Origin of the sequence: Mycobacterium sp. (assembly GCF_040509115.1) — a bacterium.
Classification (GTDB): Bacteria; Actinomycetota; Actinomycetes; order Mycobacteriales; family Mycobacteriaceae; genus Mycobacterium.
The window spans coordinates 40,416-55,879 of record NZ_JBEVLO010000285.1; the positions used below are offsets into that span (position 1 = coordinate 40,416).

10 protein-coding genes and 1 pseudogene are annotated in these 15,464 nt (G+C 67.3%); 6 read left to right on the forward strand and 5 right to left on the reverse strand.

The window, feature by feature from the left end; genetic code table 11:
- Window positions 1-90: 90 nt before the first annotated feature.
- The gene (fadD4, locus tag ABW137_RS19700) at window positions 91-1,608 is read right to left on the reverse strand and encodes a fatty-acid--CoA ligase FadD4 (RefSeq protein WP_526403044.1); all 1,518 of its coding nucleotides are present in this window, start codon (window positions 1,606-1,608) and stop codon (window positions 91-93) included.
- Between the two features lie 288 nt (window positions 1,609-1,896).
- Between fadD4 and ABW137_RS19705 the strand changes: the two genes are divergently transcribed.
- Complete coding sequence (locus ABW137_RS19705) at window positions 1,897-2,664, forward strand: hypothetical protein (protein ID WP_526403046.1); 768 nt, start codon at window positions 1,897-1,899, stop codon at window positions 2,662-2,664.
- On the opposite strand, the gene ABW137_RS19710 is transcribed toward ABW137_RS19705, so the two are convergent.
- From ABW137_RS19710 to ABW137_RS19720, 3 genes are all read right to left on the reverse strand, one after another.
- The gene (locus ABW137_RS19710; RefSeq protein WP_526403048.1) at window positions 2,661-4,487 is read right to left on the reverse strand and encodes a phosphoenolpyruvate carboxykinase (GTP); all 1,827 of its coding nucleotides are present in this window, start codon (window positions 4,485-4,487) and stop codon (window positions 2,661-2,663) included. The genes ABW137_RS19705 and ABW137_RS19710 overlap by 4 nt on opposite strands.
- Before the next feature lie 101 nt (window positions 4,488-4,588).
- Window positions 4,589-5,713 (reverse strand): hypothetical protein, encoded by a 1,125-nt coding sequence (locus ABW137_RS19715; RefSeq protein WP_526403050.1) that lies wholly within the window; start codon window positions 5,711-5,713, stop codon window positions 4,589-4,591.
- A 7-nt stretch (window positions 5,714-5,720) separates the two neighbouring features.
- Window positions 5,721-6,737 (reverse strand): hypothetical protein, encoded by a 1,017-nt coding sequence (locus tag ABW137_RS19720; protein WP_526403052.1) that lies wholly within the window; start codon window positions 6,735-6,737, stop codon window positions 5,721-5,723.
- Window positions 6,738-6,871: 134 nt separating this feature from the next.
- Here ABW137_RS19720 and trmB point away from each other — a divergent pair, with 134 nt between their 5' ends.
- The 3 genes from trmB to ABW137_RS19735 are packed head-to-tail and all read left to right on the forward strand — an operon-like array spanning window position 6,872 to window position 11,752.
- On the forward strand, window positions 6,872-7,693 hold the full coding sequence (trmB, locus tag ABW137_RS19725; protein ID WP_526403054.1) for a tRNA (guanosine(46)-N7)-methyltransferase TrmB: 822 nt from the start codon (window positions 6,872-6,874) through the stop codon (window positions 7,691-7,693).
- A complete protein-coding gene (locus ABW137_RS19730; RefSeq protein WP_526403055.1) occupies window positions 7,690-8,430 on the forward strand; it encodes an NYN domain-containing protein in 741 nt (246 codons plus the stop codon). The genes trmB and ABW137_RS19730 overlap by 4 nt, the downstream gene beginning before the upstream one ends.
- 49 nt (window positions 8,431-8,479) lie before the next feature.
- On the forward strand, window positions 8,480-11,752 hold the full coding sequence (locus tag ABW137_RS19735) for an MMPL family transporter (protein ID WP_526403057.1): 3,273 nt from the start codon (window positions 8,480-8,482) through the stop codon (window positions 11,750-11,752).
- Here the strand turns inward: ABW137_RS19735 and ABW137_RS19740 are convergent.
- The gene (locus tag ABW137_RS19740; protein WP_526403059.1) at window positions 11,749-12,906 is read right to left on the reverse strand and encodes an AI-2E family transporter; all 1,158 of its coding nucleotides are present in this window, start codon (window positions 12,904-12,906) and stop codon (window positions 11,749-11,751) included. The two genes, ABW137_RS19735 and ABW137_RS19740, sit on opposite strands and share 4 nt — an antisense overlap.
- 76 nt (window positions 12,907-12,982) lie before the next feature.
- Between ABW137_RS19740 and ABW137_RS19745 the strand changes: the two are divergent.
- Window positions 12,983-14,129: pseudogene (locus tag ABW137_RS19745) on the forward strand (lysylphosphatidylglycerol synthase transmembrane domain-containing protein).
- A gap of 125 nt (window positions 14,130-14,254) precedes the next feature.
- Window positions 14,255-15,464, forward strand: a 1,210-nt coding sequence (locus ABW137_RS19750) for a M23 family metallopeptidase (protein ID WP_526403061.1), incomplete at its 3' end; no start/stop codon positions are given.

Sequence of the window (15,464 nt, forward strand, 5' to 3'; positions counted from 1 at the left end):
GATCCAAGCCCATCACAGCTGAGTTTATTTCTCAATACCCAGATGTCGCGCCTGGGCATCGGCTGGGAGTCTCGCCGGATGCGGCTCGGATCAACGGGAGTACTTGGTGATCAACTCCTGCTTGTACAGCTTGCCCGTGTCGGTCCGCGGCAACTGCCCCTCGAAGGAGATCGAACGCGGACACTTGTAATGCGCCAGGCGCTCCCGCAGCCACGCCAACAGCTCGTCGGCGAACGCGTCGGTGGCGTCCGCGGGATCCACGGCTTGCACGACGCCCTTGACGCTCTGACCCATCTCGTCGTCCGGGATGCCGAACACCGCGGCATCCATCACCTTCGGATGGGTCACCAAGAGGTTCTCGGCTTCCTGCGGATAGATGTTCACCCCGCCCGAGATGATCATGTGGTGGCGTCGGTCGGTCAGATAGAGATAGCCCTCCTCGTCGAGATAACCGATGTCCCCCACCGTCATCCAGCCCTGAGCGCTGCGGGACGACGCAGTCTTCTCGGGATCGTTCAGGTACTCGAAGCTGTTGCCGCCCTCGAAGTAGATCTCCCCTGGCTGTCCGACCGGGGCCTCGTCACCGTTCTCGTCGAGGATGTGAAGGCCGCCCGACATCGGCCTGCCGACCGACCCCGGATGGGTGAGCCACTCGTCGGCCGAGATGAGGGTCGATCCGTGCGCCTCCGATGAGGCGTAGTACTCGTCCACGATCGGACCCCACCAGTCGATCATCTGCTTCTTGATCTCGACGGGGCACGGTGCGGCGGCGTGGATCACCCGCTCCAGGCTTGATACGTCATACGAGTTGCGCACGTCCTCGGGCAGTTTCAGCATCCGGGTGAACATGGCGGGCACGAACTGACCATGGGTGATCCGGTGCCGCGCAATGGCTTCCAGGCAGCCCTCGGCGTCGAACTTCTCCATCACGACCGTCGTGTGACCGGCGGCCTGAACGTTCATCGACCACACCGACGGAGCGGTGTGATACAGCGGCGCGGGGCTGAGATAGACGGCGCCGGGGTGCATCCAGACGCCGACCAACGCCGACATCAACCCTGGCGCGTCGGCGGGTGCGACGTGCGCAAGGGCGCGCTTGATGCCCTTGGGGCGGCCGGTCGTGCCTGACGAGTACTGAAGCAGATCGCCCTCCCACTCATCGTCGATGGGTGTATCCGGTTGATCGGCAACGCATTCCGGATAGGACTGCCAACCGGAGAGCTCACCGTCCGCGATCAGCAACGTCGGAGGCAGTCCGCAGGGAAGGTGCTCGGCGAGGTCTTCGCACACCCTTCGCAACGCGTCGGACCCGACGATCGCCTTGGCATTGCTGTTGTCGACGATGTAAGCCGCCTCGGCGGCGGTCAGATGGGTATTGATCGGCACGTAGTACAGACCACTGCGCCGTGCGGCCCACATGACCGCGTGAAAGTGCTCGTTGTTCTCCATGAGGATGGCGACGGCGTCGCCTTCACGCAGCCCGCGCGACCTGAAGTGGTGGGCGAGCCGGTTGGCGCGCGCCTCCAGGTCGTCGAACGTGACGACGGTGCCCGACGGGTGCAGGACGACAGCTGGCTTGCCGCTGCCAAGGTGCTCGCGGATCTGCATGAGGGGACTGTACGGCGTGGCTTCGAGGCCCGACCGCGAGACCCCCCAAGACTTGACATCCGTCAAGTCTGGAGAGATCTACCATCGCGGGCAGTCCGCCGACTCGCCCTGGGCACGCATGTCTGGCGAAGTCAGATGCCGTAGCCAGACGCGAGTCTTCACCGTCAATTTGCAGGTAACTGCGAATTATTACAAAAGTATTGTCTAGCTATAGTTGCTCACGCTAACTTTGTATCGAGAGTCGAGACACACCGTCGACTCCGTCCGCCGACGAAGAGAAGGACCCCGATGTCCGCACCGACACGCCCCAGCCCCACGGCACTGCCCGACGATCTGACGACCTGCGCGCGCGACGTCGTCGAACAGATCGATCAGCGCGGCATTGCCTGCCTGGAGTCGGCAGTCGATCCGCAGTGGCTGGCCAGGGCGCGCGAGTACGCGAGAGCCGCCGCGTCAGAGGTGCACGAGGCGATGCTCGCGGGCCTCGACGAGGACGGCCCGTCGTTCGTCGGTGAACTCGCCAACGATCCGCGGCTGGCCGAGCTGTTCGATCGCGTGGCCACCGAAGGCCATCCCCACGGAGACCAACGGGACCGCCGGCTCGAGTGCGGAGTCCGGATCGTTTCTGGCCCTGACGCCTTGGACAAGCCCCTCTGGTTTCATTACGACGCATCCGTCGTCACCATGGTGATCCCGATCGACATCCCCGACGGCGAGCCGGGACAGTCTGGCGAGTTGGTGCTGTACCCGAACCGGCGACCCTTCCGAAAATTCGCGGCGCACAACGTCGCCGAAAAGTCGATCACCCAGACCGACGCGTACCAGAGACGATTCCTACGGAAGACCGACGTGACCCGAGACGCCGAGATCGTCGCGTTTACGCCCGGCAACGCCTATCTGTTCTGGGGCTACCGTTCCTACCACGCGACCATGCCATGCCCGCCGGGCTCCACGCGGATCACCTTCATCGTGCACTATCGGGACGCGCACTTCGGCAGTCGCCTGCTTCAACTCGCCAAGGCGGCCTACCGGCACACCAGGGCCAAGTCGTCCTAACCGCTTTCGGCGAGCCTGGTCTTCAGCGCGTCGAACTCGTCCTTGATGCCGGTGGGTAGCTTCTCGCCGACGAACTCGAACCACTCCTCGATGAGTGGCAGTTCCTTGCGCCACTCGTCGGCGTTGACCGCCAGCGCCTCGTCGACGTCGGCCGGCTTGACGTCGAGACCTTCGAGGTCCAAGTCGGCGGCCGTCGGGACGATGCCGATCGGGGTGCTCTTGCCGTCGGCTCGATGCTCGATCCGCTCGATGGCCCACTTCAGCACTCGACTGTTCTCGCCGAATCCCGGCCATAGGAATCGACCGTCACCACCGCGACGGAACCAGTTGACGAAGAACACCGCGGGCATCTTCGACTCGTCGGCGTTCTTGCCGAGATTGATCCAGTGCTGGAAGTAGTCGCCGACGTTGTAGCCGAGGAACGGCAGCATCGCCATCGGATCGCGACGCACGGTACCGACCTTGCCCTCGGCGGCCGCGGTCTGCTCGGACCCGAGGGTGGCGCCGATGAACACGCCGTGCTGCCAGTCGCGGGCCTGCGTGATCAACGGGACCGTCGTCTTGCGGCGGCCACCGAAGAGGATCGCCGAGATGGGCACGCCCTGCGGATCGTCCCACTCGGGGGCCAAGGTCGGGCACTGCGAGATCGGGGTGCAGTAGCGCGAGTTCGGGTGCGCTGCCTTGGTGTCCGACTCGCGGTCCCAGTCGTGGCCCTTCCAGTCGATGAGGTGGTCGGGGTCGCCCTCGAGACCTTCCCACCACACGTCACCGTCGTCGGTCTTGGCGACGTTGGTGAAGACGGTGTTGCCCGCGGCGATGGTCTTCATCGCGTTCGGGTTGGATTTCCAGTTGGTGCCCGGCGCCACGCCGAAGAAGCCGAACTCGGGGTTGACGGCGTAGAGCCGACCATCCTTGCCGAACCGCATCCAAGCGATGTCGTCGCCGACGGTCTCGGCGCGCCACCCCGGGATGGTGGGCTGCAGCATCGCGAGATTGGTCTTGCCGCACGCCGACGGGAACGCCGCGGCGATGAAGTAGGCCTTGTTCTCCGGTGAGATGAGCTTGAGGATCAGCATGTGCTCGGCCAGCCAGCCCTCGTCGTGCGCCATCGCCGACGCGATGCGCAGCGAGTAGCACTTCTTTCCGAGCAGGGCGTTGCCGCCGTAACCGGAGCCGTAGCTCCAGATCTCCCGGGTCTCCGGGAAGTGGGTGATGTACTTGGTGTCGTTGCAGGGCCACGGCACGTCCGCCTGGCCGGGCTCCAGGGGCGCGCCGATCGAGTGCAGCGCCTTCACGAAGAACCCGTCGTCGCCGATCTTGTCGAGCGCAGCCTGGCCCATCCGGGTCATCGTGCGCATCGACACGACGACGTACTCCGAGTCGGTGATCTCGACGCCGAGCTTGGGGTCCTCGGCGTCGATCGGGCCCATGCAGAAGGGCACCACCCACAGGGTCCTGCCGCGCATCGAGCCGCGGTAGAGGCCCGTCATCAGCTCCCGCATCTCGGCGGGATCCATCCAGTTGTTGGTTGGGCCCGCATCGATCTCGCGCTCGGAACAGATGTAGGTCCGCGATTCCACCCGCGCCACGTCGGACGGATCAGACAGCGCCAGATACGAATTCGGCTGCTTCGCGTCGTTCAGCTTCTGAAAGGTGCCCGCGTCGACGAGGTGTGCGGCGAGGCGCTGATACTCCTCTTCGGAGCCGTCGGCGAACACCACGCGGTCGGGCTGAGTCAATTCTGCGACCTCGCGGACCCAAGCCAGCAGCCCTTCGTGTTTGGTCGGTGCGCTTTCCAGGCCTGGAATGGTCGCTGAGGTCATCAAACTCTCCTGAACTGTCCTGCTGGCGGTCGCGGAAGAACCCTTGACTGAGGTTAACGCGGGTGACATACCCGCGGTAAATCGGGAGTATGTCCGATCCCTCACAGGAACGATTCAGAAACGCTGATTTGATATCGGGGCCCTTGGCGAGTTGAGAAATCGCTCTGGACACCGAGCAATCGTTCAGTCACGACCGCCTCCGCATGCCACCTCAAAGTCGTCGTGACCTCCACCGACCACCTCTCGCCCAACGCGCGATCGAGGAGCAGCCCGCGGGTCCGCACCACCCACGTGGTCAGCGCCACCCCGACCGCCACGCCCACGGCCAAGGCGGCGACCGAGGCCCCGGGCGCCAACCCGGCGACCACCCGGCTCGACGCCAACGCGACCCCCACCCCGAAGCCCGCCCCGAGCACGGCCATCAGCCGAGCCTCCAGTCGGCGCGACGCCGATGCGGGCGGGGTCAGATCCGGAGGACCGGGCAGACTGACCGCCCGCGATTCGGTCACCGGCAGTTCGGCAGCGACCGCGCCGACGGCCGCGTCGAGTTCGGTGTCGAGTTCGGCGAGGAACTGCCAGGCCCGATCCCGCACCATCGCCGCCAAGCCCGGCGCCCCGCCCCGCGGCATGGTCGCCGCGGCGTCGCGAAAGTCGTTGCGCAGCCCGGCGCAACGATCGCGGACGAAGTGCAGCAGCGGCATCCGGGCCCTCTGCAAAGCGCGCCGCAGCTCGGCGTCGGCCACCGCTCGCGCCGACCCGGACCCACGTGAAGTGCTCCGACGCAATGCATTCCGCCGATCGAGTGCAGGATCGGCGAGGACCTCGCGCAAGAGGTCGACGAGCTCGGTGACGATGGGTGCGCCCACGTCTGGCGCGGCGGCCACGCCCAGCCACGGCATCGACGCGCGATGCGGCACCAACCCCGCCACCGTCGCCCGGTCTTCGTCGAGCACGGCCCGCCAGCCGCGATGCGCGTCGATCTTGGACACCACCCCCACCACCAGGTCGGTGCGCCACGCGACGCGCTCGATCGCCGACCAGTCCGACGCCACCAGCGGTGCGGTGGCGGACATGACGGCGACGACGGCATCCGGGACCCGCTGGCGCAAGTCCGCCTGCTCCATCACCGCGTGTTCGGGCAGGTGTCGTCGAAGTGTCCGGACGACGCCGCCGACTCCGGACAGTCGCGGCCCCACCACCAGGACGACCCGACGGGACACAGTCACGGTGACATCACGGTGACGACTCCCCCGCGGCCGCAAGGAGCCGCAGCGAGCCACGCACGATGTCGGCGCTGCATGCGCGGTGCAGCGCGTTCACCGGCCCCCGCCCGTATCGCCGCCAGCGCACCGCGCGGTCGAGGTGTGCCGACGCGGAGTCACCGCGATCCACCACCAGGCCGTCGGCCTCGACGACCGCGACGGCGGCGGACATGGCACCGAACACCGACTCATCCGTCGCCAGTAGCGCGGACAGCTCGCTGGACTCCAGTTGTACTGCGAGCGTGCGTATTTCGATCAGCGCATGGCACACGCGGCGGTACCGGGCCTGCGCCACCGCCCCATCAAGCACCGCCATCACCTCGTCGGCGTTGCCGAGGCGCCGCAACCGCTCCGGCACGTCACGGGAAGCGACGCCGCCGGCAAGTGCCACGACGGCGTGGGCTATCCCGAATCGGTCGAGGCGATCGAGGAGCCGCACCCGCACGTCGCGACTCACCGGATGCGGGTCGTCGACGAACGCGTCCACGCCGGAGAGGTTGGGCGGCGTTTCCGTGAAGGCCCGCAACGCGGCCACCAGTTCGTCGTCGAGTCCAGCCGCGGCGTCGAGCGCAGCGAGCAGGCCGACCATCGGGACCGTCGGGATGCCCGTCAGGCCCTCGATGGCCGCGGCCCTGCGCCGGGCGACCTCGGTGGGACCGCCAGGTCCATGGCCCGCCAGATCGGCCTTGGTGAGGACGATCAGCGACGGCTTGGCTGCCGAGCCCACCGCGGCCACGTCCTCGGACTTGACGAACTCCGCGACGACCCACAGCAGAACGTCGAACGCGCGGCCGTCCGGTGCCACGACCACACCGCGCTGCCGCAATGCGGTGGACAACGCGGCAGACACCGTGGTCCGGCCGGTTCCACTGCGCCCAGAGACGGCTACTCGGACCGGCTGACGCAAGCGCGCCGCGATGGGCAACAACTGTCGGCAGCATGACTCCTCAGCGAACTGACACAGCTGATCGGCGAAAAGATCTGACACGACGAGAACCCCCGCATGCCATCCTCGCACCCCGGCGCACCCCGAACCGGCGGCGAATTCACGGGGCCCGCCATAGCGGGCAAAGGCAACTGTTGGGTATCGAATTGCACCACGATGCGGGTACACAGGCCTTCATGGGCCACGATGGACGGATGCACGTGCAGCGGGAGGAGGCCGCCTCCGAGACGTTGGAGACCCCTGCGACGACGTTGGAGACCCCCGTGACCTCCGAGGACGCCGGCCACGCCGCGCGCTCCTTTCCCCGCGTCACCAGCTTCCGCTCGCGCCGCTCGGCGCTGTCCGGGCTCCAGCGCGAAACCTGGGACCGTCGCTGGGCCGAGCTCGGCATGCAGGCCAGGGACGCCGACGGCCAGGTGGCGGGCGCGCTGGACACCGCGTCGTGGTTCGGTCGGTCGGCGCCACTCATTCTCGAGATCGGCTGCGGCACCGGTACCTCGACGGTCGCGATGGCCGCTCAGGAGCCCGATCTCGACGTGATCGCCGTCGAGGTCTACCGCCGCGGGCTCGCCCAGCTCCTCAACGGCATCGACCGTGAAGGCCTCACCAACGTGCGACTCGTCCGCGGCGACGGCGTCGACGTGCTCGAGCACATGCTGCCGTCGGCGTCGCTGACCGGTGTGCGGGTGTTCTTCCCCGACCCCTGGCCCAAGGTCCGTCACCACAAGCGCCGACTCCTGCAGGCCGGGACCGTCGCACTGATCGCCGACCGCCTCCGACCGGGCGGCATCCTGCATGCCGCCACCGACCACGCCGGATACGCCGAACAGATCGCCGAGGTCGGTGACGCGGAGCCCACCCTGCGTCGACTCGACGTCGGCCCCTCCGATGCCGCCGAGGTTCCCATCTCGGTGCGCAGGCCCGTCACCAAGTACGAGGGCAAGGCACACAGCGCGGGAAGCGCCGTCACCGAGCTCGTCTGGGAGAAGCCGCTATGAGTGTGACCCACGAGATGGAAGATGCCGGGTCGGAGACCGCCGACGGCACCGATGGGGTCACCACTGAGGTCACCACGAACGAGGCCGCCACCAACGAATGCGCACCGCACCGAGTCCTCCTGGTGTGGGACGCCCCCAACCTCGACATGGGGCTGGGTTCGATCCTGGGCGGCAGGCCCACCGCGGCGCACCGCCCACGGTTCGACGCGCTGGGGCGCTGGCTGCTGGCCCGCACCGCCGAACTGGCCGGCGGCCGGGCCCCCGAGGAACCGCAGGTCAGGCTGGAGCCGGAGGCCACGGTCTTCACCAACATCGCACCCGGCAGCGCCGACGTGGTGCGCCCGTGGGTGGAGGCCTTGCGCAACGTCGGCTTTGCCGTGTTCGCCAAGCCGAAGATCGATGACGACAGTGACGTCGACAGCGACATGTTGGACCACATCGCGCTGCGCAAACGCGAAGGCCTGGCCAGCGTAATCGTGGCGTCCGCCGACGGGCAGGCCTTCCGCCTACCGTTGGAGGAGATCGCCCGCGAAGGTACCCCCGTCAGCGTCCTCGGATTTCGCGAACATGCGAGTTGGGCGTTAGCGTCGGATACCTTGGAGTTCGTCGACCTCGAGGACATCCCCGGTGTCTTCCGAGAGTCGCTACCGCGAATCGGCCTCGATTCGTTGCCCCAACAGGGGGCGTGGCTGCAGCCGTTCCGGCCGCTGTCGTCGCTACTCACCTCGCGCGCGTAGAAGCAGCCGAGGTGCAAGAGAACTTGAAGAAGATCAGTTAGGAGCCGACGTGTTCGCCTGGTGGGGTCGAACGGTGTACCGGTACCGATACATAGTCATCGGTGTCATGGTCGCCCTGTGCGTTGGCGGCGGCATCTTCGGAGCAAGCCTGGGGCAACACGTCACCCAGAGCGGCTTCTACGACGAGACGAGTCAATCTGTCGCGGCCTCCGAACTCGCCGACGACGTGTACGGCCGAGACCGGCTCAGTCACATCGTGGCCGTCCTCGACGCGCCCGACGGGAAGAAGGCCAACGACCCGCAGTGGTCCAAGAAGGTCAAGGACGAACTCGACCAGGTAGTGGCCGATCACCCCGATCAGATCCTCTACTGGCGGGGGTATCTGGAAGCCCCATCCGGAGACCCGACCACCAACGCGGCCCTGGCCAACGACGGCACTCGCACGTTCATCGTCATGCCGCTCAAGGGTGACGACGACGACACCATCCTGAAGAATTACAAGACCATCCAGCCCGACCTTCAGACGGTCGACGACGGCAAGATCAAGCTCGCGGGGCTGCAACCCATCGCCAGTGAACTCACCGGCACCATCGGTGACGACCAGAAGCGCGCCGAGGTCGCGGCCATCCCGCTGGTCGCAGTGGTGCTGTTCTTCGTGTTCGGCACCGTCATCGCGGCAAGCCTGCCCGCCATCATCGGCGGTCTGACCATCATGGGCGCGCTGGGCATCATGCGCCTGGCCGCCGAGTTCACTCCCGTGCACTTCTTCGCCCAGCCGGTGGTCACCCTGATCGGCCTTGGCATCGCCATCGACTACGGCCTCTTCATCGTGAGCAGATTCCGGGAGGAGATCGCCGAGGGATACGACACCGAGACCGCGGTACGACGGACGATGATGACGTCGGGCCGCACCGTCATGTTCTCCGCGGTGATCATCGTCGCGTCGTCGGTCCCGCTGCTGCTCTTCCCGCAGGGCTTCCTCAAATCGATCACGTACGCGATCATCGCCTCGGTCATGCTCGCGGCGATCATGTCGAACACGGTGCTCATCGCCGCCCTGGCCGTCCTCGGACCCCGCGTCGACGCCCTCGGTGTCAATTCGCTGACCAAGTTCGCGCTGCCGAACACGATCCACTCGGACCCGGCCAACCCGAAGAAGAACCCGCTCGCGATACCCACGATCCCGGCGGCCATCCTGTTCCCGCCAGCCGGTATCGCGCTGGGGCACGTGGCCCGTACCCAGATCAAGAAGACGGGCGAGCAGGGCGCGGACCTGGCGCTCATCGGCCTCGTCATCGCCTACGTCGGCCTGTACGCGTGGCTTGGCTACGGCGTCTACGCACTACGCGACGCAGGCATCATCGAAGGCGCCCTGTTCTGGATCCTGCTGGGCATCGTGATCTTCTGCGCCACGGTCACCGCGATCCTGGCGCTGGCCCGGTACGTCCCGCCGATCCGCAAGATCACCGTCTGGTGGCTGAACTTCCTCACCGAGAAGACGCAGAAGACCAAGACCCGGGCAGAAGTCGAGAAGGGCTTCTGGGGTGTCCTCGTCAACCGCGTGATGAAGCGGCCCGGCGCGTTCGCGCTTCCGATCGTCATCGTGATGATCCTGCTGGTGATCCCGCTCGGCCAGCTCGCCCTCGGCGGCATCAGCGAGAAGTACCTGCCGCCGGACAACGCGGTGCGCCAAGCCCAGAACGCATTCGACTCCAGCTTCCCCGGGTACCGCACCGAGAAGCTGACGCTGGTCGTCCAGCACGCGTCACCCGAACAGCTCGCCGAAGTCAAGAACAAGGCCTCTCAGATCACCGGCTTCACCGGCACCTGGGATGAGCGCGCCGTGGCGCCCGACGTGAAGGATCCCGCCATCCCGGTGGGCGCCGACGGCCAGGGCCACCCCTGCCTGTCGAAGGACATGCCCTGCGTCCTGCAGAACGGCCTCGTCGAGCGCAACGACGCCGCCAAGAAGATCGAAGAGCTTCGCAGCATCCCAGCGCCCAAGGGCGTGTCGATCTGGGTCGGCGGTACGCCAGCCCTGGAACAGGACAGCATCCAGAGCCTGTTCGACCGGCTGCCGCTGATGGTGGTCGTGCTCATCCTGACCACCACGATCCTGATGTTCCTCGCGTTCGGATCGCTCGTGCTGCCGATCAAGGCCGCCTTGATGAGCGCCCTGACGCTTGGTTCGACGATGGGCATCTTGACGTGGATGTTCGTCGACGGGCACGGGTCTGGGCTGATGAACTACACGCCGCAGCCGCTGATGGCTCCGATGATCGGGTTGATCATCGCCGTCATCTGGGGCCTGTCCACCGACTACGAGGTGTTCCTCGTCTCCCGAATGGTCGAGGCCCGCGCGCGCGGGCTCTCCACCGCCGAGGCGATCCGCATCGGCACGGCCACGACGGGCCGTCTGATCACCGGCGCCGCGCTCATCCTGGCCGTCGTCGCGGGTGCGTTCGTCTTCTCCGACCTGGTGATGATGAAGTATCTCGCCTTCGGTCTGCTGCTGGCACTTCTGTTGGACGCCACCATCATTCGTATGTTCCTGGTGCCCGCGATCATGAAGATGCTCGGCGACGACTGCTGGTGGGCGCCGCGTTGGATGAAGCGCATCCAGGAGCGCCTCGGCCTCGGTGAAGTCGAGTTGCCCGACGAGCGCAAGCGGCCAGCCGCCCGCGACACCGAGGTGGACTCCGAGGCACTCGTCGGCGCGGGTGCACCCGTGCGGGCCCTAACCCCACACGACCCCACCCACCCGCAAGCCGGCCAACGGTCGCTCGCCACCGGCAAGGTTCCGCCGCAACGCGTGAGTCCGCCGTCGGCCGCAGGCACCACCCGCATTCCGACGACGACGCCGCCAGCCTCCCCCGTCGAGCCGCCGACGACGCGGTTGTCCACCCCGCCCACCGGCGATGCCACCACGCGGCTGCCGACGCCGCCGCGCGCCGAGGCGGGCAGGTCGGGTACGCCCCGCGGTGCGGCACCGTCGCGCGGACGCGGATCCAGTGGCAGCGGCGGCCGCGAGATCGAGTCGTGGCTCGGCGACCTGCGCGGCAACGGCGCGGGCGCCAGCCAGCGCCCGCCGCAGGGCGAGGCCAAGCCCGCGCAGCGTGAGCGGCGCCAACCGCCCGCCGCCGAGCCGCCGACCACCGCGATCCCCACCCAGCGACCGCCGGAGTCCGACGCCACCGAGAAGATCGACGCGCGCGAGATCCAGGAGGCTCAGGAAGCTCGGGACGCCGACGCGAAGAACCCGAAGCGCCGCGGCGGCGGGGTCAGCGCGGCCGACCTGCTGCGCCGCGAAGGCCGTCTCTAACCTTCTCGGCTCGGGCCGTCCAGATCGTCGGCGTCGGCTGAGATCGCCGGCCCCACGTCGGCGGCGAGGACGGCCTCTTCGGCAGCGGGATCGTCCGCCAGCAGCACACGGGCCGCGCTGTTGACCACCGCGACGATCGGCACCGCGAGCAGAGCTCCGACGATTCCGGCCGTCACGCCCCCGGTGGCGATCGCGAGCACCACCGCGAGCGGGTGAATCGACACGGCGCGGCCCATCACCAGGGGCTGCAGGATGTGCGATTCGAGCTGCTGAACGGCGATGATCAGGCCGAACGTGATCAGCGCGTACACCCAGCCCTTGGCGATCAGCGCCACGATCACCGCCAGCCCGCCCGCGATCACCGCGCCGATCAGCGGGATGAAGGCGCCGAGAAACACCAGCGATGCCAGTGGCAACGCCAGCGGAATCCCCATGATCGCCAGGCCCGTGCCGATGCCGATGGCGTCGACGAGGGCAACCAGGAACGTGGCCCGCACGTAGCCGATGAGCGAGTGAAAGCCGGCCCGCCCGGAATCGCGGACACGCTCACGCACCGACACGGGGAAGATCTTCGTCACGAAGGCGTAGATGTGGCGCCCGCCGTGCAGCAGGAAGATCAGGGTGAAGAACACCAGGAACGCCCCGGTGACGATCTCGGTGATGGTGCCCGCGGTGGACAAGGCCCCGGACGTCAACTTGGCCTGATTGTTCTTCAGCGTGTCGATGGCCGTCGTCGTCGCGCTCTGGATCTGGTCGTTGCTGAAGTGGGACAGCAACCCGGTGTCGAGCGATTGCTTGGCATTCGAGATGCTGATGGTCACCTGGTCGACCAGCGCTGGCGCGCCCTGGATGAACTGGCTGACGACAAACGTCAGGATGCCGCCGACCACGACGATGCTCGCCAGCAGCACCAAGGCCACCGCCGCCCCCCGGGCCAGCCCACGTCGGTCGAGGTAGTCGACGAGCGGCACCAGCATCGCCGTGATCATCGTCGCGAGCAGCACTGGCACCACGATCACTTCGAGGTGCTTGACCACCCACAGCAACGCGACGAGCGCGGCGAAGATCACCAGCAGCCGCCACGACCAAGCCGCCGCCTTGGCTACGAGTGGTGTCACGGAAACGTCGGCATCTGGGGTAGGGCCCTGTGGCATCCCGGTAGCGTAACGACTCGACGCGCCCACGCCGGCACTCTCGTTCGTCGTGGTCACCGCCGTTACCCTGATAGGCGTGCCGCGCGACATGCCGGAGGCCAGGAGCGAAGCGACCCGGGAAGTCGATCCCGAGAGCTGCACCGAAACGACCCGCCAGCGGGGCAAGTACTGGTGGGCGCGGTGGGTGCTGATCGGTATCGCCGCAATCGTGCTGACCGTCGAGATCGTGCTGGTGTGGGATCAACTGGCCAAGGCCTGGAAGAGCCTCATCTCCGCCAACTGGTGGTGGGTGCTTGCGGCCGTGCTGGCGGCTCTGGCGTCGATGCACAGCTTCGCGCAGATTCAACGCACCCTGCTGAAGTCCGCGGGCGTACACGTGAAGCAGTGGCGGTCGGAGGCGGCCTTCTACGCAGGCAACGCGCTGTCCACGACGATGCCGGGTGGTCCCGTCCTCTCGGCGACGTTCGTCTACCGCCAGCAACGGATGTGGGGCGCCTCCCCCGTCGTCGCCTCCTGGCAGCTGGTGATGTCGGGCGTGCTGCAGGTCGTCGGCCTTGCCCTTCTCGGTCTCGGTGGTGCGTTCCTGCTCGGTGCCAGCAAGAACCCGCTGTCGCTGATCTTCACGCTCGGTGGCTTCGTCGCACTGCTGGTGCTGGCGCAGACCGTGGCGTCGAACCCTCAGCAGATCGACGGCATCGGCGTGCGCCTGCTGTCCTGGTTCAACTCGCTGCGAGGCAAACCCGCGGACGTCGGCCTCGACAAGTGGCGCGAGATGCTGCGCCAACTCGAATCGGTGAGCCTGTCCCGCCGCGCACTGGGGACCGCCTTCAGCTGGTCACTCTTCAACTGGATCGCCGACGTGGCGTGTCTGGCGTTCGCGGCGTACGCGGCGGGCGGCAAGCCGTCGCTGGCCGGACTGACCGTCGCCTACGCGGCGGCGCGGGCGGTCGGCTCGATCCCGTTGATGCCGGGCGGTCTGCTGGTCGTCGAGGCCGTCCTGGTCCCCGGTCTGGTGTCCAGCGGGATGACCCTGGCCTCGGCGATCTCGACGATGCTGATCTACCGGCTGGTCAGCTGGATCTTCATCTCCGCGATCGGCTGGGTGGTCTTCTTCTTCGTGTTCCGCACCGAGAAGGACCTGGACCCGGATGCCGACCCCGACGCGGCCTTCATCCAAACCGAAGGGGCCGCAGCCGAAGGAGCCGCATCCGAAGGGGCCGTAGCCGAAGGGGCTGAAACCGAAGTGACCGTAACGAACGGGGCCGACGTGGAAGTCTTACCGGCGCAACCGTTCAGCCCGGATCCCGAAGCCGCTCGCGATCCGGAACCTGGGCCATAGGATCGCCTCATGCACCGCTCCGTCCAGAACACGCTCGCGATTCTGGGCGCGGTTGCCCTCGTCGCCGCCTGCGCCAACACGACAGAATCCCCGACCACTCAAACGGGTTCGCCCGCACCGAGCAGTTCGGCCGAACCGCCTGCTCCCGCGCCGACCACGGCCGCCGCGGCCGACGCGGCCGCGGCCACCCCGGTGCTGGCCAGTGTGCTGGCTGCTCCCGTCCCGGTACCCGCCACGGACGGCAAGGTGCACCTTGCCTACGAGCTGCAACTGACCAACGCCATGCCGGACGCCGTGACGTTGAAGTCGTTGTCCGTCAAGGCCGGAGATGCCGACCTCCTGACCCTGGCCGGTGGCCAACTGTCCTATTGGACCCGCGCGCTCGGCGACAACGCGACGCCGACCACCACGCTCGGGCCGGGCCGGGCCGGCCTGGTGTGGCTCGACGTCGCGCTCGATCCGGGGACACCAGCACCGACCGAGCTGACCCACACGATCGTGGTCGACCTCGCCAAGCCGATGCCTCCGCTGCTGCCTGCCACCATGATCCAGGACGACGTCGCTCGCGTTACGGTGTCCACGCAGCCGCCGGTCGCCATCTCACCGCCGCTTGATGGTCCAAACTGGTTGGACGGCAACAGTTGTTGCGACATGACCGCCCACCGGATGGCCATGAACCCCCTCAACGGACAGCTGTGGGCCGCCGAGCGGTTCGCCATCGACTACGTGCAGCTCGGCGCCAACGGCACCCTCTTCAAGGGCGATCAAGCGAAGGTGGAGAGCTATCCGTACTTCGGCGTCGACATCCACGCCGTGGCCGACGGACCCGTCGTCGCCGTCCTCGACGGGCTGCCCGAACAAGTCGCAGGCAGATCTCCGACTGGGCTCGAGCTCGAGCAATACGGCGGCAACCACGTCGTGCAGGACATCTCCGGCGGAGGCACCGAGAAGAGGTACGCGTTCTATGCGCACCTGAAGACCGGCAGCGTCAAGGTGAAGGTCGGCGATCGACTCACGTCGGGCCAGGTGATCGCCAACCTGGGCAACACCGGGAACACCGACGCGCCGCATCTGCACTTCCACGTCATGGACTCGCCAGACCCATTGCGGTCCAACGGGTTGCCGTTCCTCATCAAGTCCTACGAGCTCACCGGGCTCATGGCGTCGATGGATGCGCTCGACCCACTGCTGGAGGGCAAGCCCGCGCCGTTGCGGCCTG

Excerpts from the sequence above, each read along its gene's own strand:
- fadD4 (WP_526403044.1), bottom strand. The coding sequence starts at position 1,608 with ATGCAGATCCGCGAGCACCTTGGCAGCGGCAAGCCAGCTGTCGTCCTG.
- ABW137_RS19740 (WP_526403059.1), bottom strand. The coding sequence starts at position 12,906 with ATGCCACAGGGCCCTACCCCAGATGCCGACGTTTCCGTGACACCACTC.
- trmB (WP_526403054.1), top strand. The coding sequence starts at position 6,872 with ATGGGCCACGATGGACGGATGCACGTGCAGCGGGAGGAGGCCGCCTCC.
- ABW137_RS19705 (WP_526403046.1), top strand. The coding sequence starts at position 1,897 with ATGTCCGCACCGACACGCCCCAGCCCCACGGCACTGCCCGACGATCTG.
- ABW137_RS19730 (WP_526403055.1), top strand. The coding sequence starts at position 7,690 with ATGAGTGTGACCCACGAGATGGAAGATGCCGGGTCGGAGACCGCCGAC.
- ABW137_RS19710 (WP_526403048.1), bottom strand. The coding sequence starts at position 4,487 with ATGACCTCAGCGACCATTCCAGGCCTGGAAAGCGCACCGACCAAACAC.